At 66.1% G+C, this 20,465-nt stretch carries 12 protein-coding genes and 1 pseudogene; 6 read left to right on the plus strand and 7 right to left on the minus strand.

Annotation, left to right across the window (positions count from 1 at the left end; translation table 11 throughout):
- The first annotated feature begins 340 nt into the window (after positions 1 to 340).
- Together EET03_RS19920 and EET03_RS19925 are read left to right on the plus strand one after the other, a co-directional pair.
- The gene (locus EET03_RS19920; protein ID WP_075544305.1) at positions 341 to 937 is read left to right on the plus strand and encodes an LppP/LprE family lipoprotein; all 597 of its coding nucleotides are present in this window, start codon (positions 341 to 343) and stop codon (positions 935 to 937) included.
- A gap of 273 nt (positions 938 to 1,210) precedes the next feature.
- Positions 1,211 to 4,615 (plus strand): TM0106 family RecB-like putative nuclease, encoded by a 3,405-nt coding sequence (locus tag EET03_RS19925; protein WP_075544306.1) that lies wholly within the window; start codon positions 1,211 to 1,213, stop codon positions 4,613 to 4,615.
- Positions 4,616 to 4,653: 38 nt separating this feature from the next.
- Here EET03_RS19925 and EET03_RS19930 read toward each other — a convergent pair whose 3' ends face one another.
- The 3 genes and pseudogenes from EET03_RS19930 to EET03_RS19935 all read right to left on the minus strand — a co-directional run bounded on the left by EET03_RS19930 (position 4,654) and on the right by EET03_RS19935 (position 8,707).
- Complete coding sequence (locus tag EET03_RS19930; RefSeq protein ID WP_244232450.1) at positions 4,654 to 6,105, minus strand: cellulose binding domain-containing protein; 1,452 nt, start codon at positions 6,103 to 6,105, stop codon at positions 4,654 to 4,656.
- Positions 6,082 to 6,510: pseudogene (locus tag EET03_RS31795) on the minus strand (cellulose-binding domain-containing protein); the annotation flags it as partial. The pseudogene EET03_RS31795 and the gene EET03_RS19930, both read right to left, overlap by 24 nt.
- A gap of 415 nt (positions 6,511 to 6,925) precedes the next feature.
- Positions 6,926 to 8,707 carry an MFS transporter gene (locus EET03_RS19935; RefSeq protein ID WP_082274824.1) on the minus strand — a complete coding sequence of 594 codons (1,782 nt, stop codon included), beginning with the start codon at positions 8,705 to 8,707 and terminating at the stop codon, positions 6,926 to 6,928.
- A gap of 156 nt (positions 8,708 to 8,863) precedes the next feature.
- Between EET03_RS19935 and EET03_RS19940 the strand changes: the two genes are divergently transcribed.
- From EET03_RS19940 to EET03_RS19950, 3 genes are all read left to right on the plus strand, one after another.
- Positions 8,864 to 9,619, plus strand: coding sequence for a hypothetical protein (locus EET03_RS19940; protein WP_063470558.1), 756 nt, complete (start codon positions 8,864 to 8,866; stop codon positions 9,617 to 9,619).
- Positions 9,620 to 9,804: 185 nt separating this feature from the next.
- Positions 9,805 to 13,494, plus strand: a complete 3,690-nt coding sequence (locus EET03_RS19945) for a multifunctional oxoglutarate decarboxylase/oxoglutarate dehydrogenase thiamine pyrophosphate-binding subunit/dihydrolipoyllysine-residue succinyltransferase subunit (protein ID WP_075544309.1) — start codon at positions 9,805 to 9,807, stop codon at positions 13,492 to 13,494.
- Between the two features lie 165 nt (positions 13,495 to 13,659).
- A complete protein-coding gene (locus tag EET03_RS19950; RefSeq protein ID WP_075544310.1) occupies positions 13,660 to 14,493 on the plus strand; it encodes an SDR family NAD(P)-dependent oxidoreductase in 834 nt (277 codons plus the stop codon).
- A gap of 112 nt (positions 14,494 to 14,605) precedes the next feature.
- On the opposite strand, the gene EET03_RS19955 is transcribed toward EET03_RS19950, so the two are convergent.
- The 3 genes from EET03_RS19955 to EET03_RS19965 all read right to left on the minus strand — a co-directional run bounded on the left by EET03_RS19955 (position 14,606) and on the right by EET03_RS19965 (position 17,866).
- Complete coding sequence (locus EET03_RS19955) at positions 14,606 to 15,457, minus strand: glycine betaine ABC transporter substrate-binding protein (protein ID WP_075544311.1); 852 nt, start codon at positions 15,455 to 15,457, stop codon at positions 14,606 to 14,608.
- Entirely contained in the window at positions 15,454 to 16,635 is a 1,182-nt protein-coding gene (locus EET03_RS19960) for an NAD(P)-dependent malic enzyme (RefSeq protein ID WP_425271540.1), read from the minus strand. The genes EET03_RS19955 and EET03_RS19960 overlap by 4 nt, the downstream gene beginning before the upstream one ends.
- 241 nt (positions 16,636 to 16,876) lie before the next feature.
- Positions 16,877 to 17,866, minus strand: coding sequence for a malate dehydrogenase (locus EET03_RS19965; protein WP_075544313.1), 990 nt, complete (start codon positions 17,864 to 17,866; stop codon positions 16,877 to 16,879).
- Positions 17,867 to 18,060: 194 nt separating this feature from the next.
- On the opposite strand from EET03_RS19965, the gene corA reads away from it, so the two are divergent.
- Positions 18,061 to 19,161, plus strand: a complete 1,101-nt coding sequence (corA, locus tag EET03_RS19970) for a magnesium/cobalt transporter CorA (protein ID WP_075544314.1) — start codon at positions 18,061 to 18,063, stop codon at positions 19,159 to 19,161.
- Positions 19,162 to 19,292: 131 nt separating this feature from the next.
- Here corA and EET03_RS19975 read toward each other — a convergent pair whose 3' ends face one another.
- Positions 19,293 to 20,462 carry an ABC transporter ATP-binding protein gene (locus tag EET03_RS19975; protein ID WP_075544315.1) on the minus strand — a complete coding sequence of 390 codons (1,170 nt, stop codon included), beginning with the start codon at positions 20,460 to 20,462 and terminating at the stop codon, positions 19,293 to 19,295.
- Between the last annotated feature and the right edge of the window lie 3 nt (positions 20,463 to 20,465).

Genomic DNA, 20,465 nt, shown 5'->3' on the forward strand with positions numbered 1-20,465 from the left:
GCGGGATCACGTTCCCGGCGTGCCCGACGACATCATCGCCACGCACCTCGATACGGAGATTCTTCGACCAATCGTTGCTAGTCTGCATCTGTTAGGTGCGCTCCATCTCGGATCATCGGTGCTGTGGTAAGTCCGATTATCCTTGTGGCAGCGCGCCTTTCACGTTAACGACACTCGATGCCACTCAATTACATGAAAGATCGAGGTATGTGATTCAGGCTTCGCCTCAAACCGCCGATGGACCGTGTTGCGTGAATTCGGCGGGCCGGCCGGCGCCAGATCTCGCTGGCACGGCCACGCCTGACACAATCCGCAGCCCGATCGCGGTACGGTTCCCGTTGTGTGGTCGCTCCCCCGCCGTGCCGCGCCACTGATAGGCGTGTCTGCGACGGCATTGGTCGCCGCGACATTGACGGGCTGTGGTTCGGGGGATTCCACGGTCGCGAAGACACCGCAGGCAACCACGCCTCCCGTCGCCGCCTCCAGCGCGTCGAGCCCGACGAACCCGTCGTCGGCGACGGCTGCCCCACCCACCAGTAGCGCGGCCCGGGCCGACCCGTGTGCGGTCAACCTCGCCTCGCCCGCAATCGTCCGGGTCGTGTCCGAGCTGCCTCGCGATCCCCGCAGTCAGCAGCCCTGGAATCCGGAACCGCTGGCCGGCAACTATAACGAGTGTGCGCAGCTGTCCGCGGTGATCGTCAAGGCCAACACAAACGACACCAATCCCACCACTCGCGCGGTGATGTTCCACCTCGGCCAATTCATCAAGCAGGGGGTCCCCGACACCTACGGGTTCACCGGTGTGGACGAGTCGCGGTCCACGGGAGACACGGTCGCGTTGACGTACTCCGGCGGGATCACCGGCTTGAACAGCCTGGTGAAATTCCGCTGGAACGGCAGCGGCGTCGAAGTCCTCGGCAACACACCAGGCGGCTAACCGAATAAGTCGCGGAGCATGGTCGTCACATTTCCGGTCAAATCACCGGCTTCGCACCGAGCGGTGGCACTTGGCCCGCCCCCGCGATGGCGTGCCCATGCTTCAGCGCGGTCAGCCGCCGACCCAACCGTTTGGCGGACCGGCGGGAAAGCCACGTCCGCCGGAGCCGCCCCGATCGGCAGGGGCGCTTCTCCCACCCAAGCCAACAAGGACCAACAAGGGGTTACGGCTGTTCGTCATTCGATGTCGGACCCTTGACCTACCGTTGCGGTTGTGTTCCTCAGCGACGGCACCCTGGTCTACAGCGCATCGGATCTCGCCTCCGCCGCGCGTTGTGAGTACACGCTGCTCAGGGATTTCGACGCGAAGCTCGGCCGCGGCCCGGCTGCGCCGGTTGAGGACGAATTGCTCGCCAGAGCAGCCGTACTCGGGAACGAACACGAACTACGCCGGCTCGACCGACTGCGCGACGACTTCGGCTATGGCGTCGCTGTCATCGGCCGTCCGGCATACACACTCGCCGGCCTGACGGCCGCCGCCGCGGCGACTCGGCACGCCATCGCCAATCGTGCCCTTGTGGTGTATCAGGCTGCGCTGTTCGACGGCCGCTTCGTGGGGTTCGCCGACTTCCTGATCCGAGACGGTGAACGCTATCGGATCGCCGACACCAAGCTGGCGCGCTCGCCTCACGTCACCGCACTGCTGCAACTGGCGGCCTACGCTGACGCACTAGCCGGCTGCGGGGTGCCGGTAGCGCCGGAGGCCGAGTTGGAGCTTGGCGACGGCACCGTCGTGCGGTACCGGATTAGCGACCTGATCCCCGTTTACCGGTCCCAGCGCGCCGCATTGCAGCGGCTGCTCGACGATCATTACGCCTCGGGCAACGCGGTGCGCTGGGACGATCCTGGCGTTCGCGCCTGTTTTCGTTGTCCGCTGTGCACAGAGCAACTGCGCGCAACCGACGACCTGCTGCTGGTGGCCGGGATGCGGGTCACCCAGCGAGAAAAGCTGCTCGACGCCGGCATCACCACAATCGACGAGCTGGCCAAACACACCCAACCGGTGCCGGGCCTGGCGCCAAGCGTCCTCGGCAAGCTGACTGCGCAAGCCAAACTACAAGTGCAGCAACGTAATACCGGTGAACCACAGTACGAGATCGTCGACCCGCAGCCGCTGGCGCTATTGCCGGAACCCGACGCCGGCGACCTGTTCTTCGACTTCGAAGGCGATCCGCTGTGGACCGCCGATGGCCACGTGTGGGGACTGGAATACCTGTTCGGCGTATTGGAAGCCGGACCGGCGGGAGCCTTCCGGCCGCTGTGGGCGCATGACCGGGCACAGGAACGTCAGGCCCTCAAGGATTTTCTGGCGATGGTGGCCAAACGTCGCCGTCGCCATCCCAACATGCACATCTACCATTACGCGCCGTACGAGAAGACGGCACTGCTGCGGCTCGCCGGGCGCTACGGCGTCGGTGAGGACGACATCGACGAGCTGTTGCGCAACGGTGTTCTCGTCGACCTCTACCCGTTGGTGCGCAAAGGCCTTCGCGCCGGCGCGGAGTCGTTCAGCCTCAAGGCGCTGGAGCCGCTCTATGTGGGCGCCCGGTTGCGTGCCGGTGAGGTCACGACGGCAGCCGACTCGATCACCTGCTACGCGCGCTACTGCGAATTACGCGCCGAAGGCCGCACGGATGAGGCCGCGGCGGTGCTCAGGGAGATCGAAGACTACAACCACTACGACTGCCGCTCCACCCGCGAACTGCGCGATTGGTTACTGATGCGCGCTTGGGAAGCAGGGGTCACGCCCATCGGGGTCCAGCCGGTTGCCGACAGCGGCCGGGTCGAAGATCACGATGAGTTGGCCGCAGCATTGGCGACCTTCGTCGGTGACGACGCAGCGCTCAACCGCACACCGGAACAGAACGTTGTCGCCTTGCTGTCGGCGGCCCGCGGCTACCACCGCCGTGAGGACAAGCCGTTCTGGTGGGCGCACTTCGACCGGCTGAACTACCCGGTCGACGAATGGTCGGACAGCACAGACGTTTTCGTTGCCGACGAAAAGTCGGTTGTTGCCGCCTGGCATACGCCCGCGCGAGCGCGCAAACCGCAACGGCGGGTGCGGCTGACCGGCGAGCTGGCGCGTGGCGACCTCAAGACGAACGTGTTCGCCCTCTACGACCCGCCGGCTCCGCCCGGCATCAGCGACGACCCCGACCGTCGGGCCGCGGGCCACGCCGAGGTTGTCGGGGTCGACGACCCCGGTCTGCCTACCGAGGTGGTCATCCTGGAGCGAACCGGCAGTGACGGCAACACGTTTGAGCAACTGCCGTTCGCGTTGACCCCCGGGCCACCCGTACCGACAACAGTGCTGCGCAAGTCCATCGAGGCCACGGCATCCGCGGTCGCCGTCGGGCTGCCACGACTGCCCCGTACCGCGCTGGTCGACGTGCTGCTGCGGCATCCGCCACGCACCCGGCTACCGCGCGGAACCGACATCGTCGCCGACATTGCCGCGGCGATGCTGGGACTGGACGCCTCATACGTCGCGGTACATGGACCGCCGGGGACCGGCAAGACGCACACCGCCGCACGGGTGATCAAGCGATTGGTCGTCGAGCATTCCTGGCGCATCGGCGTCGTCGCGCAATCACATGCCGCTGTGGAGAACCTGTTGGATTGTGTGATCGACGCCGACTTGGATCCCGGGTGCGTCGCCAAGAAAAAGTATGACCGCGCTGCTCCACGCTGGCAGCAGATCGACGAGAAGCACTATCCGGCATTCATCGCTGACCATGCGGGATGCGTGATCGGCGGCACCGCCTGGGATTTCGCCAACGAGCAACGCGTGCCCCGCGGCGGCCTGGATCTGCTGGTGATCGACGAGGCCGGCCAGTTCAGTCTGGCCAACACCATCGCGGTGGCGCCGGCGGCGACGAACATGTTGCTGCTCGGCGACCCGCAACAGCTTCCTCAGGTCAGTCAGGGCACTCATCCCGAACCAGTCGACGCCTCGGCGCTGGATTGGCTGGTCGACGGGCAGCGCACCCTGCCCGACGAGCGTGGCTATTTTCTGGACCGCTCATATCGAATGCATCCGGCGGTCTGTGCCGCCGTTTCAATGTTGTCCTACGAGGGCAGATTGCAGTCCCACGCCGAGTGCACCGCCGCCCGTCGCGTTGCCGACTACCAGCCCGGCGTGCATGTGCTTTCCGTGGCACACCAAGGCAATTCGACCGAAAGCCCGGAAGAGGCCGAGGCGATACTGACCGAGATCCGGGCACTGCTCGGACGGTCGTGGACCGACGAGGGCGGTACCCGGCCATTGGCGGCTTCCGACCTGCTGGTGCTGGCGCCGTACAACGCCCAAGTGGGGTTGCTGCGGCAGCGATTGAAGTCCGCCGGCCTGGACGCAATCCGGGTCGACACCGTCGACAAGTTCCAGGGGGGGCAGGCGCCCGTCGTCTTCATCTCGATGACGGCCTCCTCGGCAGACGACGTCCCCCGCGGAATATCGTTCCTGCTCAACAGGAATCGGCTCAATGTGGCCATCAGCCGGGCACAGTACGCGGCGGTCGTCGTGCGCTCCGAGTTACTGACCCGATATCTGCCGACGACACCCGCGGGATTGATCGACTTGGGGGCCTTCCTGGCATTGACCTCGCGGCCACCCCCATAGCTGAGCCGGGGGCGGCCTGCCCAATCAACCGGCGTGGATCACCCCCCGAACTGTTTGAAAGAACTCGAGAAGGCCCAGGCGGTTTGGGTGACACCGCTGCACGTGTTCGACGGTTGCGGAGTACCGGCCGGGCATTGCGAGTCGCGGTTGGCCGACCACATGGCAAGCCGGCCCAGGCCCTTCTGCCGGGCGAAAGCCGTCAGCTTGTCGGCGTCGGCAACGGTGAACACCTCCCTGGGGTCATCGTTGACTCCGATCATCGGTGTCACCCCCACCATCGCCCAGACCTGGGCGTCGGACTTCGACGGATACAGCGCAGCCAGCTGATCGTGGACGCGCTGGGCCGCCTGAATCGCGAGGTCGCCCATCTTGCCGTGGTAATCGAAGGCCGGGTCGTAATAGTCCATCGCCATCACGTTCACCTGGCCGATGTCCACACCGTTGGCAATGGCGTTCTGCACCACCCGCAACCCGTCGGCGGTCAGACCGGTCGGCAGCACCGGAAGAGTGAACGAGACGCGCACCGGGTTACCGGCGGCCTTGCCGTCCGCCTGCAACTTGGCGATCGCCTGCGAGCGGCGGGTCAGTGATGCGACGTCATTCTGGGCCGCACCCTCGATGTCGAAGTCCAGATCGCGGATGCCATAGGCGTCGATCACCGACTTGTATTGCGCGACAAGCGCATCGACGCTGGTACAGGTCAGCGCCAGCTCCTGGTTAGCGACTCCGCCGAAAGAGACGATCGCGCCGGCGCCGCCAGCGGTCAGCGCTTCGATCGCCGAGCTGACCCACTGGTCCTTGAGCCCGTAGTAGGTGCCCCATGATGCCGTGCACGGTGCGCCGCTGACGATGAAGCCCAGCGTAACGTGCCCGAGTCCGCCCGCGCGAGTGGCCGACGCATAGTCGAACTGCGGGTAGAGCGTCATATCGACATAGGGGGCGAATCGCGCCGGGGTTGCCCCGCTGGGGGTGACGGGCGGGGCCGTGGTGGTCGGCGTCGTCGTGCTCGTCGTCGGGGGTGGCGTGACGCCACTGCCCGAGCAGGCCTGGCCGTTGAGCGTGCAGTTCGTCGGCGCGGTGAAGCTACCCGCGTATGCGCCTTGCATGCCAAGGCTTGCCGTGCCCCCGTTGGCGGCCACCGTGCGCGTCCAATCCTCCGGCGTGAGCACGTAGTGGGTCCCCTGCGCGGCAAGCTTGGCGTTCCAGGCGCTGGTCACGGTCTGGCCGGCCGGCATGTCGAACTCGAGCTTCCAGTCGCTCAGTGGCGTCGGGCCGGGGTTGGTGATCGTGAAGTTGCCGTTGAAACCGTTGCCCCAGTCGCTGGTCTTGGCGAAGGCGGCGGTGTAGGCGCCGGCAGTCCCGGTCGGCGCGGTAGTGGTGGCCGGGCTGGTGGAGGTGGTGGTCGGGGTGGTCGACGTGGTCGTCGTCGACGGTGGTGTGGACGTGGTGGTGGTCGCCCCGGCACCACTGCACGGCTGTCCGTTGACCAGACAGTTCGCCGGCGGTGAATACGCCCCGGTCTGGGCGGCCTGGAACCCGACGGTGACCGAGCTGCCGGGTGCGATCGTTCGCGTCCAGTCTTCAGGGGTCAGCGGGTAATGCGTGCCGGACTGGGCGAGTTTGGTGCTCCACGCATTGGTGATGGATTCGCCTGCGGGCAGGTCGAACTCGACCTTCCAGTCGGTGAGCGCAGTCGCACCCGAGTTGGAGATCGTGTAGTTGGCAACAAAGCCGGTACTCCATTGCGATGTCACCGCCAGCTTCGCCGTCACGCCGGCAGCTCGGGCCACCGGAGTGACCATGACAACGCAGACGGCCACGAGAAGCATCGACAAGACGGCGACAAACGATGGTTGCCAGAGTTTTCGTAATTCGAATCGAATTGAATTCGGCATCGGCCTAACGTATGACCCCGGCCGGCGATATTTCGCTCACAGCTGCCGGATCTTTCTCGAACCGATATCGGCGAGTAATCTTCTAATTCTCGAAACCACGCCTTTGCGAGATGCTTAGCATTGCTTTTCAAGCTGCTCGATATTGACCAAATCGACGCCAGGATGAAATGTTCGCACGTTGCGCCTTGGTGCAGCGTAGAGGCAGTTTTTCGCAGAATCGAATTCTATTATGAGTCGCCACCCCGGCCCCTCGGCGGGCGTCACGGTCCTATTTCCAGGAGAAACAAAGGGTCATTCCACCCCATTGCACACCCCTGGCCGAGCCGCTGATGGCATATTGCTGTACAGCGTCACTGCGCGACAGCACAGCGCCGAACCGAAATAACGCGGCCGGCTGATCACACCGGAGAAAGCGCTAGCCGGCGGGGCCGTGCGGATCGTCGAGGTAATGGGTGCGGTACGCCGACTGGCCTGACCCTAGCAGCGACGGCGTCGATGTCTGCGGTGACGAGTCGATGTGCGAGCCGTTGCGCCCGACGTCGCTGGGGACGTCAACCGGTTCGCCGCGTGATTGCCCATAAGCCCAAGGGATTTCGCTATCCGACCGGTGCCACTGATCGGGTTCCGGCTGCAGGATGTACTCGACGTAGTCGTCGTCATCGAAATCCTGGTCCGCGTCCTGATAGTCGTCGCCGTGGTCCTCTTGCGACAGCAGCCGGCGCGAGGCCGTCGCACCCATGCCGTCGACCAGGAACAGCGCGGCCACGATTCCGAACACGGCGATGAACGCGGGCAGCAGCATCGACTGCGACATGGCGGCCGAGAACGGCGCGCGCACGAACTCGGGCAACTGCAGGCCGCCACCCTCGCCGCCGAATCCGGACGCCCCGTCAGGCGGGGGCGGCATCTCGGCGCTGATCCGCGACGTCATGAACGCCGCCATGCTGGCGCTGCCCAGCACCGCCCCGAGCTGCCGGGTGGCGTTGTAGACACCGGAGCTCGCGCCGGCCTGGTCGGGCCGCAGATTGCGGGTGGCGGTGGCGGCCAGCGGCGACCAGACGAACGCCATCCCGACGCCTATCGCACAAAACGGCAACACCAATCGCCAGACGGGGGTATCCGGTTCCATCTCGATGGACAGCCACGTCATCGCGATCGCCAGTGCCGAAAAGCCGAACCCGACCACCGGCAGTGGGTGGGACGTGTCGACGATACGGCCGACGAACGGGGCGAGCACGCCGCTGCTGATCGCCACCGGCGCAATCAGCAGCGCAGCGCGAATGGGCGACAGCCCGCACACCGACTGCGCATAGAAGATCAGCGGCAACATCATCGCCGTGGTCGCGAACGCGGTGATGGCCACCCCGACGGTGCACAGGCTGAAGTCGCGGTCCCGGAAGATCTCCAGCGGGATCAACGGCGCGCGCCGGTTGAGCGATTGCCAGTAGACGAACGCCGACATGAATCCCAGGCCGGCGACGAGCACCGCCCAGATCCACGGTTGCCACCCGGCGGATTGACCCTCCTGGAGCCCGAAAACAAGCAAGAACATGCCGATTCCGGACAACGCCACCCCGATCAGGTCGAACCGTTGTGCCCGGACCGGCAGGACCGGGACCTGCCAGGCCGCCAGCGCCAGCCCGAGCACGCCGATCGGGATGTTGACGAAGAAGATCCACTCCCATCCCAGCCCGCCGACCAGCGCCCCCCCGGCCAGCGGCCCGAGCAGGCTGGCGACGCCGGCCGTCGCTCCCCACATGCTCATCGCGACACCGCGACGGGCAGCGGGAAAGGTCCGGGTGATGATCGACAACGTCTGCGGGGTAAGCAGCCCGGCGCCCACACCCTGCACCACTCGAGCGGTGATCAGCGCGCCGGCACTGCCCGACAGTCCGCACCACATCGATGCGGCGGTGAACACCGCCAGCCCGGTCAGGTAAAGGTTCTTGGGCCCGAACCGGTCGCCGAGTCGGCCGGCCACCAGCAATACCACCGCATACCCCAGCAGGTAGGCGCTGGTCACCCAGACCACCGTGGCATAGCCGACGTGCAGCACCGCCATGATGGTCGGGTTGGCGATGGCGACGATGGTCGAATCGAGCATGATCATGAAAAAGCCGATCATCATCGACCACAGCGCGTTCCACGGGCTCCCCGAGTAGCTGGCTGCGGGCATCCGGCTCGTGGCCGTGGTCATCTACCCACCTCGTTTCGGCTACCGAATCCACGTGCATTATTCCCGAGCCCCATCGACTGCCATGCACCCGAATACCCTGCAGGTGTGACTCCGCTCGGTCCGCAATCCGTGCGACGGGCGCTAGCCTGAAGGTACGCCGTTCTCAGGAGAGGCAACATGAGCGCTCGACGAACCAAGAGGTCCGACCCCGACGAGCAGCCGGCCGGCACCGGCCGGCCCAAGGCGTCCTCGCGGGCGTTGGCACAGGTCATCGAACGCAGCGCACATATCCAGGCCCCGGCGGCGAAGGCCTACGTGGCCCGGCTGCGTCGAGCGCACCCGGCTGCCGGCCCGGCCGAGATTGTCGCCAAGATCGAGAAGCGCTTCGTGGCCGCCGTGACGGCCAGCGGCGCGGCCATCGGTATGGTCGCCACCTTGCCCGGAATCGGCACCCTGGCCGCGCTGCTCGCGGCCGCGGGCGAGACCGCGGTGTTCCTCGAGGCCACCGCGCTGCTGGTGCTGGCGCTGGCCTCGGTCTACGGCATTCCGCTCGACCACCGGGAACGGCGTCGTGCCCTGGTGTTAGCGGTGCTGGTCGGCGACAACAGCAAGAGCGCGGTGGCCGAGCTGATGGGTTCCGGACGCACCAGCGGCGGCTGGGTCTCGGAAAGCGTTGCGGCACTACCACTCCCGGCGGTGTCGAAGTTCAACACCCGGATGTTCAAGTATTTCGCCAAGAGGTTCGCGCTGAAGCGCGGGGCGCTGATGTTCGGCAAGCTGTTGCCGGTCGGCATCGGCGCCGTCATCGGCGCCATCGGCAACCGGCTAGTGGGCAAGAAGCTGGTCCGCAATGCGCGCTCGGCGTTCGGCGCGCCGCCGGCTCGCTGGCCGGTCACCCTCTACGTACTGCCGACCGTTCGGGACGCCAGCTAGCGGGCGGGCCGGCCCGGGTGTCTCTGGCGAATCCCCAGCAAAGCGTTAGCCTTTATGAGGCGGAAGCGTGCCGGACCGACAAGGATATGAGGTGCCCCATCAGCCGGGGCGGGCAAGAAATCGCAGGCGTCGCGCCATGGCGCTTGTAGGACGTCAAGAACAGAGAATTGAGGCGAGCAGCGGCCGTGGCCAACATAAGTTCACCGTTCGGGCAAAACGAATGGCTGGTCGAGGAGATGTACCGCAAGTTCCGCGACGACCCCTCCTCGGTCGATCCAAGCTGGCACGAGTTCCTGGTTGACTACAACCCCGAGCCCGCTCAGGGCGCCCCGGCCGACAACCAGCACGTTGCGACCGCCCCGCCGGCCGAGCCCGTCCGGCCCGCGGCAGAGCCCGCCCGGCCCGCGGCAAAGCCGGCCGGCGCCGCGGGCGCGGGCAACGGCTCACCCGCCGCTGCTCCAACCAGGGCCGCTGCGCCGCCGCCGGCCGAGGGCGACGAACTGCAGGTGCTGCGCGGGGCCGCGGCGGCCGTCGTCAAGAACATGTCGGCGTCGCTGGACGTGCCGACGGCGACCAGCGTCCGTGCCGTCCCGGCCACGCTGTTGATCGACAACCGGATCGTCATCAACAACCAGCTCAAGCGAAATCGCGGCGGCAAGATCTCGTTCACCCACCTGCTGGGCTATGCGCTGGTGCAAGCGGTCAAGCAGTTCCCTAACATGAACCGGCATTACGCGGAGGTAGACGGCAAGCCGAACGTCGTCACCCCGGCCCACACCAATCTGGGCCTGGCGATCGACCTGCAGGGCAAAGACGGCAAACGCTCACTGGTGGTGGCCGGCATCAAGCGGTGCGAGACCATGCGATTCGCCCAGTTCGTCACCGCCTACGAAGACATCGTGCGCCGCGCCCGCGACGGCAAGCTGACCGCCGAAGACTTTGCCGGCGTGACGATTTCGCTGACCAACCCCGGCACCATCGGCACCGTGCACTCGGTGCCGCGGCTGATGGCCGGGCAGGGCGCCATCATCGGCGTCGGCGCCATGGAATACCCGGCCGAGTTTCAGGGGGCCAGCCAGGAGCGCATCGCCGAACTGGGCATCGGCAAACTGATCACGCTGACGTCGACCTACGACCACCGCATCATCCAGGGCGCGGAATCCGGGGAATTCCTGCGCACCATCCACCAGATGCTGCTCGCCGACGACTTCTGGGACGAGATCTTCCGCGAGCTGGGCATCCCCTACCTGCCGGTGCGCTGGCGCCCCGACAACCCGGACTCGATCGTCGACAAGAACCCCCGCGTCATCGAACTCATTGCCGCCTACCGCAACCGCGGCCACCTGATGGCCGACATCGACCCGCTGCGGCTGGACAAAACCCGGTTCCGCAGCCACCCCGACCTCGACGTGTGCTCCCACGGGCTCACGCTGTGGGACCTCGACCGGTTGTTCAAGGTCGACGGCTGCTTCGGCGGATCGCCCTACATGAAGCTGCGCGACGTGCTCTCGATACTGCGCGACGCCTACTGCCGCCACGTCGGCGTGGAGTACACCCACATCCTCGAGCCCGAACAACAGCAGTGGCTGCAGCAACGGGTCGAGGCCAAACACGTCAAAGCGACTGTGGCCCAACAGAAATACATCTTGAGCAAGCTCAACGCCGCCGAGGCGTTCGAAACGTTCCTGCAGACCAAGTACGTCGGGCAGAAACGATTCTCGCTGGAGGGCGCCGAAAGCGTAATCCCGATGATGGACGCGGCGATCGACCAGTGCGCCGAGCACGGCCTCGACGAGGTGGTCATCGGAATGCCGCACCGCGGCCGGCTCAACGTGCTGGCCAACATCGTCGGCAAGCCGTACTCGCAGATCTTCACCGAGTTCGAGGGCAACCTGAACCCGTCGCAGGCCCACGGCTCCGGCGACGTCAAGTACCACCTCGGCGCCACCGGAGTATACCTGCAGATGTTCGGCGACAACGACATTCAGGTGTCGCTGACCGCCAACCCGTCGCACCTGGAGGCCGTCGACCCGGTGCTCGAGGGGCTGGTCCGGGCCAAGCAGGATCTGCTGGATTCCGATGGCGAACAGCGCTTCTCCGTGGTGCCGATGATGTTGCACGGGGATGCCGCCTTCGCCGGCCAGGGTGTGGTGGCCGAGACGTTGAACCTGACGAACCTGCCCGGCTACCGGGTCGGCGGCACCATCCACATCATCGTCAACAACCAGATCGGCTTCACCACCGCGCCGGAGTATTCGCGGTCCAGCGAGTACTGCACCGACGTCGCCAAGATGATCGGCGCGCCGATCTTCCACGTCAACGGCGACGACCCGGAGGCGTGCGAGTGGGTCGCGCGGCTGGCCGTGGACTTCCGGCAACAATTCCACAAGGACGTCGTCATCGACATGCTGTGCTACCGGCGCCGCGGGCACAACGAGGGCGACGACCCGTCGATGACCAACCCCTACATGTACGACGTCGTCGACACCAAGCGCGGGGCCCGCAAGAGCTACACCGAAGCCCTGATCGGCCGCGGCGACATCTCGCTCAAGGAAGCCGAGGACGCGCTGCGCGACTACCAGGGCCAGCTGGAGCGGGTCTTCAACGAGGTCCGCGACCTGGAGAAACACGCCGTGCAACCGAGCATGTCGGTGGAGTCCGAGCAGCAGGTTCCGCGCGGCCTGGCCACCGCGGTGGACAAGGCGCTGCTGGCCCGCATCGGCGATGCGTTCCTGGCCTTCCCCGACGGGTTCACCCCGCATCCGCGCGTCCAACCGGTGCTGGAAAAGCGCCGGGAAATGGCCTACGAAGGCAAGATCGACTGGGCGTTCGCCGAACTGCTGGCGTTGGGGTCGCTGGTGGCCGGGGGCAAGCTGGTGCGGCTGTCCGGGCAGGACACCCGCCGCGGCACGTTCTCTCAACGGCATTCGGTGATCATCGACCGCAATACCGGCACGGAGTTCTGGCCGCTGCAGCTGCTGGCCACCAACAAGGACGGCACCCCCACCGGCGGCAAGTTCCTGGTCTACGACTCGCCGTTGTCGGAATACGCCGCCGTCGGCTTCGAATACGGCTACACCGTGGGCAACCCCGATGCCCTGGTGCTGTGGGAGGCGCAGTTCGGCGACTTCGTCAACGGTGCACAGTCGATCATCGACGAATTCATCAGCTCCGGCGAGGCCAAGTGGGGCCAATTGTCCAATGTGGTGCTGCTGCTGCCGCACGGACACGAGGGACAGGGGCCCGACCACACCTCCGGCCGAATCGAGCGCTTCCTGCAGCTGTGGGCGGAGGGGTCGATGACGATCGCGGTGCCGTCGACCCCGTCCAACTACTTCCACCTGTTGCGCCGGCACGCTCTGGACGGGATCATGCGCCCGCTGATCGTGTTCACGCCGAAGTCGATGTTGCGCAACAAGGCCGCGGTCAGCGACATCAAGGACTTCACCGAGATCAAGTTCCGTTCGGTGTTGGAGGAACCCACCTACGAAGACGGCATCGGCGACCGCAGTAAGGTCCGGAGGATCCTGCTGACCAGCGGCAAGATCTATTACGAGTTGGCCGCACGCAAGGTCAAGGACAACCGCGACGACATCGCGATTGTGCGCATCGAGCAGCTGGCCCCGCTACCCAAACGCCGTCTCAACGAAACGCTGGACCGCTACGCCAATGCCACCGAGTACTTCTGGGTGCAGGAGGAGCCGGCTAATCAGGGCGCGTGGCCGCGGTTCGGCCTGGAGCTGCCAGAGTTGTTGCCCGACAAGCTGACCGGACTCAAGCGGATTTCGCGCCGGGCGATGTCGGCCCCCTCGTCGGGCTCGTCGAAGGTGCACGCCGTCGAGCAGCAGGAGATCCTCGACACGGCGTTTGGGTAATCGCGCAATGCCTAGCCGGCTGAGCCGGAACAGCGGGGTTACGGGTTCCCCCGCTTGTGGGCGCTGATAGGCCTCCCCGGCCTGTCCGGCTAAACCACCCGCCGCTAACGGGGGACCTGCGGTACCGGTTAACCTCGACGAAAGCCGACAGAGGGAGGGTGCTCAATGCAGGGGTTCGCCGGAAAAGTCGCCGTGGTGACCGGCGCGGGATCGGGCATCGGGCGGGCGCTGGCCCTCGAACTGGGTCGCTCCGGCGCCAGCCTGGCGATCAGCGATGTCAATATCGAGGGACTGGCGGAGACCGAGGAAATGCTCAAGGCGATCGGCGCTCCGGTCAAGGCCGATCGGCTCGACGTGACCGAACGCGAGGCCGTTCTGGCCTATGCCGACGCGGTCAACGAGCATTTCGGCAAGGTGAACCAGGTCTACAACAACGCCGGTATCGGCCACACCGGCGACATCGAGGTCTGCGAATTCAAGGACATCGACCGGGTGATGGATGTCGATTTCGGCGGCGTCCTGAACGGCACCAAGGCTTTCCTGCCATACCTGATCGCCTCCGGCGACGGCCACGTCATCAACATCTCCAGCGTGTTCGGGTTGTTCGCGTGCGCCGGGCAGGCGACCTACAACGCGGCGAAGTTCGCCGTCCGCGGCTTCACCGAGGCGCTGCGCCAGGAGATGATCCTGGCCGGCCATCCGGTCGGGGTGACCACCGTGCACCCGGGCGGCATCAAGACCGCGATCGCCCGTAACGCCACCGCTGCCGAGGGGCTGGATGCCGCCGAATTGGCCAAGCTGTTCGACAAGCGGGCGGCACGCACCAGCCCGGAGCGGGCCGCCAAGATCATCCTCGAAGCGGTGCGCAAGAACAGGGCGCGCGTGCTCGTCGGCGCGGACGCCAAGGTTTTGGACCTGGTGGTGCGGGTGACCGGCTCGGGGTATCAGCGGCTGTTCATGCCGCTATTCGGCACGTTGATCCCGGCGCCGCATCGCTGACCCTGCCGAGTTGACATCGAGCCTGCGCTCAGCGCGCCTCGTGGTCGCTCATGGCGTCTCTGGCCGCAGGCTCGATGCTGTGAGCGCAGGCTCGATGCCGTAAACACGATGTTCAACGGCCCAGCGGGTGCTCGGCCAACCACGCACCGGCCACCGCCTGCGGATCGGCGCCGCCGGCCACCTGGCGGCGCATGTCGGTCAGGGCGGCGGTGTCCAGCACACCGGCCACCTCGTTGATAGCCAGCCGTTGCCGGTCAGTCAGCACGTTGCGGCGATACAGGGGCACCACGTTCTCGGCCCGGATCAGCGCGTCTTTTGCGTCAGTCAGCACCACCAGATCGGCGGGATTGGCGGGGTTGGCGGTGGTGGTCCAGGCCGCGGTCAGCTGCCCTGCCCGCAGCGCCGCCAACATCGTTGCGTCATCCGGGAATTCACGCGGCGCGGGCAGCCGGCAGGACCCCACCTGGGAAGGCGCGTCGACTCCGGTGACCATCCCGACGACCAGCCCGTCACAGTGGCGCGGCAACAGGTCCAGCTCGCTGCCGCCCCAGGCCGTCGAGGTCGCCGGCGTCACCATGACTGCGGGTTTGTCCTCGGCCGCGGTGGTGTAGTCGCCGGCGGCGACGCCCTCAGGTAGCGCGGCGACCATCGACTGGTACACGGCCTTGTCGGATAGCGACGAGGCGTCGGGTTGCAGGGTCCGCAACATCTGGCCGGTGAACGCCGGCACGATGGCGAACGCCCCGGAGTCCAGTTTCGCCATCGGGTCGCCGGCCGTTTCGCCCCGCGCGGCAAAACCGTACGACCGCAACGCGGCCACGTAGATGTCGGCCAACAGCACCGATTCGGAGCCGGGCCTGGCTCCGACCACCAACTCGGGGTGGCTTTCGCCGGTGTTGCCCACGCAGCCGGCCACCGCGAACACGGCCGCCAGTAGCAGCGTGGCCAGCCTGCCGATCCTCACCCCGCGGTGTCTGCGGGCTCCACCGCCAGAGCCACCGCCTTGGCCACCGCATCCCCGACGCGCAGGTCCAGCGGGCTGGGAACGATCCGGTCGACGGCAAGATCGTCGCTGACGACGGAGTAGATCGCCTCGGCCGCGGCCACCATCATCTTTTCGGTGATCTGGCGTGCCCCGGCGTCCAGCGCGCCGCGGAATACGCCGGGGAAGGCCAGCACATTGTTGATCTGGTTGCAGAAGTCGCTGCGGCCGGTGGCCACCACCGCCGCGTATTTGGCCGCGACCTGTGGGTGTATTTCCGGGTCCGGGTTGGACAGCGCGAAGACGATCCCGCCCGGCGCCATGGTGGCGATCAACTCCTCGGGGACCACGCCCGCCGACACCCCGAGGAATACGTCGGCGCCCTCGAGCGCCTCGACCAGGCCGCCGGTGAGACCGTCGGGATTGGTGCGTTGCGCCAGATCGACCTTGACGCTATTCATGTCATCGCGCCCGGCGTGCAGGATGCCGCGCGAGTCGAGCACCGTGATGTCCGAAACACCCATGGCCAGAAGGAGATTCGTGCACGCGACACCCGCGGCCCCGGCACCTGATACCACCACCCGCAGCGAGGACATGTCGCGGCCGAGCAACTTGGTGGCGCCCATCAGCGCGGCCAGCACAACGATCGCCGTGCCGTGCTGGTCGTCGTGCATCACCGGGCAGTCCAGCGCCTCGATGAGCCGTCGCTCGATCTCGAAGCAGCGGGGCGCGGAGATGTCCTCCAGGTTCACGGCGCCAAATGTTGGCCGCAACCGCACCAGGGTTTCGACGATCTCGTCGGGATCCTTGGTGTCCAGCACGATCGGGATCGCGTTCAGGCCGCCATACGCCTGGAACAGGGCGCACTTGCCCTCCATCACCGGCAGCGAGGCCTCGGGTCCGATGTCGCCGAGGCCGAGTACCGCGCTGCCGTCGCTGACGACGGCCACCAACCGGTTCGCCCAGGTGTAGCGCGCGGCCAGCGTCTGGTCGGCGGCGATCGCGCGGCTGACCTGCGCCACGCCCGGGGTGTAGGCGATCGACAGAGCCCGCCGGGTGTCCAGCGGCGCCTTCAGCGCTACGGAAAGCTTTCCCGCTACGTGGGCCTCGAAGATCTCGTCGTTTCCGATGGCGATCTGCGGCGGCACGATTCTTGGCACCGCATCAGGGTACTGTGCCCGTTCCGGCATCCACTCCTGGGCCGGGCGGTTCGGCGGCCATTGAGAACCACTCGCACCGAGCCGATTTTCGGCGCGGAACGCGCGGTGCCGGTGGCCCCGGCGGCCCGCATGGAACGGGGTCCTTACACGGTCCCAACGGTGCGGCCGACGGAACGGACGGACCGGGAACGCCCGGCACCGCCGGCCGCAACGGGTGATGGACGCCTAGCGGAAAAACCGACTAGATCAGACCGAGTCCGGTGACCGCGCTGCGTTCGTCGGCCAGCTCGGCGGTGGACGCGTCGATCTTGACGCGGGAGAAGTCGTCGATCTCCAGCCCTTGGACGATCGTCCAGTCGCCGTCCTTGGTGGTCACCGGGAAAGACGAGACCAGGCCCTCCGGCACGCCGTAGGAACCGTCGGAGAAGACCGCCATCGACACCCAGTCGTCCGCGGGGCTGCCCAGCAGCCAGTCCCGGGCGGCGTCGATGGTGGCCGAGGCGGCCGAGGCGGCCGAGGACGCCCCGCGCGCTTCGATGACAGCCGCGCCGCGCTTGGCGACGGTCGGAATGAAGTCGTTTTCGATCCAGGCCTGGTCGCCCACCACTTCGGCCGCGTTCTTGCCGCCGATCTCGGCATGGAACACGTCGGGGTATTGGGTGGCCGAGTGGTTGCCCCAGATCGTCATCTTCTTGACGTCGGTGACTTTCACTCCGGTCTTCTTCGCGAGCTGCGAGATAGCCCGGTTGTGGTCGAGACGGGTCAGTGCGGTGAAGCGCTCGCGCGGAATGTCGGGGGCATTGCTCATCGCGATCAGCGCGTTGGTGTTGGCCGGGTTGCCGGTCACACCGATCCGGACGTCGGCGGCGGCGACCTCGTTGAGAGCCTTGCCTTGCGCGGTGAAGATGGCGCCGTTGGCCTCGAGCAGGTCGCCGCGCTCCATGCCCTTGGTGCGCGGGCGGGCGCCGACGAGCAGGGCCAGGTGTACGCCGTCGAAGACCTTGTTGGCGTCCGCGCCGATTTCGACGCCGGCCAGCAGCGGGAACGCACAGTCGTCGAGTTCCATCACCACACCCTCGAGCGCCTTGAGTGCCGGCTCGATCTCGAGCAGCCGTAGCTCAATCGGGCGGTCGGGACCCAGCAGCGAGCCGCTGGCCAGGCGGAACAACAGGCTGTAACCGATCTGGCCGGCAGCACCGGTGACGGCGACCTTGAGGGGACTTGCGCTCACGTCGGTTCGCTCCTTGTGGAGAAATCTGCGTAACAGGGTTTCACAGTGGTGATGTGTCGGGTCGAAACTAGCGCACCGGCCCCAGCGGAAATCTCCGGACCCGCGCCGACACCGCTTCTGCCGTGTTGACGTGGCAAAACGGCGTAGCATGGACCACCGCCCGGTCAGACCTGCGCTGCGATCGGAGACTGAGGATGTTTCAAGGATTTGACGCGCTGCCCGAATCGCTGAGGACGGTCGCGCGATCGCGGCCGCAGCACGTCCATCCCACACCTAGTCCCACAGCGCAGGCGTTGGTCGATTGCGGTGTCTACGTCGACGGCCGGCGGATGCCCGGAAAATCCGCCTACAACGATGCCTTGCGGGAGCTGCGGGAACGGGAACCGGGCGGCGAGCAGGCCTTCGTGTGGATCGGGCTCCACGAGCCCGACCATCACCAGATGCAAGACGTGGCAGACGTTTTCGGGCTGCATCCGCTGGCGGTTGAGGACGCCGTGCACGCCCACCAACGGCCCAAGCTGGAGCGTTACGACGAGACCCTGTTTCTCGTGCTGAAGACCGTCAACTACGTGCCGCATGACTCGGTGGTGCTCGCCCGCGAGATCGTCGAAACCGGCGAGATCATGATCTTCGTCGGCACCGACTTCGTGATCACGGTCCGGCATGGGGAACACGGCGGACTGTCGGAGGTGCGCAAGCGGATGGACGCCGATCCCGGACATCTGCGGCTGGGACCGTACGCGGTGATGCACGCTATCTCCGACTATGTCGTCGACCATTACCTGGCAGTCACGTCCCTGATCGAAACCGACATCGACAGCATCGAGGAAGTGGCCTTCGCGCCCGGCAGCAAGCTCGACGTCGAGCCGATTTACCTGCTCAAGCGGGAGATACTCGAACTGCGCCGCTGCGTCAACCCGCTGTCGACGGCGTTTCAGCGAATGCAGACCGAGAACAAGGACCTGATCTCCAAGGAAGTCCGGCGTTACCTGCGCGACGTCGCCGACCACCAGACCGAGGCCGCCGAACAGATTGCCAGCTATGACGACATGCTCAACTCGCTGGTGCAGGCAGCGCTGGCCCGTGTCGGTATGCAACAGAACTCCGACATGCGCAAGATCTCGGCTTGGGCCGGCATCATCGCGGTGCCGACCATGATCGCCGGCATCTACGGTATGAACTTCCACTTCATGCCCGAATTGGGCTCGAGGTGGGGTTACCCGGCGGTGATCAGCAGCATGGTCGTCGTCTGCCTGGTCCTTTACTTCAGTTTCCGCAACCGGAACTGGCTCTGACGGCGTCGAGTGTGCCCTGACGCGATCGAGTGTGCGCTGACGGCATCGAGTGCGCGCGCGACGGCGCCTGCCCCGCGATTCTGCTGGTCGGGGTGCACGTTGGACGCCCGGGACACACACTCGACCCGCCGTCAGGACGCGGGGACCGTCAGGTTGACACCGGAGTCGGCGTCGAAAACGGCCAGTTTGGTGGTGTCGAAAGCCAACTCGAGCGGCTGTCCGATCACCGCCTTCGATTCCCCGGAAACCCTTGCCGCAAACTGGTTTTCGCGCATCTCCCCCTGCGCCTCCAGCTCATCCAGCTGAGCCGAGTGCACGGCCGGAGCCGAGGTGGTGAAGTAGACGTATTTGTCCGCCCCCAACGATTCGACCAAGTCGACGCTGACCTGGAAGGTCAGCGCTTTGATGCGTTGGTAGGCATCGATCAGCGCGGCGTCGTGAATATGCTCGGGCCGCACGCCGACGATGACGTTCTGGGTTTTCGCGCGGGCGGCGATCAGCTGTTGCGCGTCCGGTGCCAGTGTCACCTCACCGAAGGGCAGGGTCAGCCCGATCGACGTCAACGTCGCGGGGAAGAAATTCATCGTCGGTGAGCCGATGAAGCCGGCCACGAATACGTTGGCCGGATGCTCGTAAAGCTCTGTGGGAGTGCCGATCTGCTGCGCAATGCCGCCGTGCATCACCACCACCCGATCCCCCAGCGTCATGGCTTCGGTCTGGTCGTGGGTGACGTAGACGGTGGTGGTGCCCAGCCTCTTCTGCAGCCGCGCGATCTCGCCGCGCATCTGCACCCGCAGCTTGGCGTCCAGGTTCGACAGCGGCTCGTCCATCAGGAAGGCCTTGGGATGGCGCACGATCGCCCTGCCCATCGCGACCCGCTGGCGCTGCCCACCCGACAACTGCGAGGGCTTGCGATCCAGAAGGTCCGTCAGGTCAAGGATTTTGGCCGTCTCGGAGACCTTCTGCGCGATGTCGGCCTTCTTCATCTTGGCCAGGGTCAACGGAAACGCGATATTCTGCCGCACGGTCATATGCGGGTAGAGCGCATACGACTGGAACACCATGGCGATGTCGCGGTCTTTGGGCGCCTTCTCGTTGACCCGCCGACCATCGATGCGCAGTTCTCCCGACGAGATATCCTCAAGTCCGGCAATCATATTCAGGGTGGTGGTCTTGCCGCAGCCGGATGGCCCGACCAGAATCAGGAATTCGCCGTCGGCGATGGCGAGACTGAGGTCGTCCACCGCCATCGCGCCGTTGGGGTAACTCTTACTGACGTGCTCGAGCACGATTTCGGCCATTGC

Origin of the sequence: Mycobacterium innocens (assembly GCF_900566055.1) — a bacterium.
In the GTDB taxonomy this organism is placed as follows: Bacteria; Actinomycetota; Actinomycetes; order Mycobacteriales; family Mycobacteriaceae; genus Mycobacterium; species Mycobacterium innocens.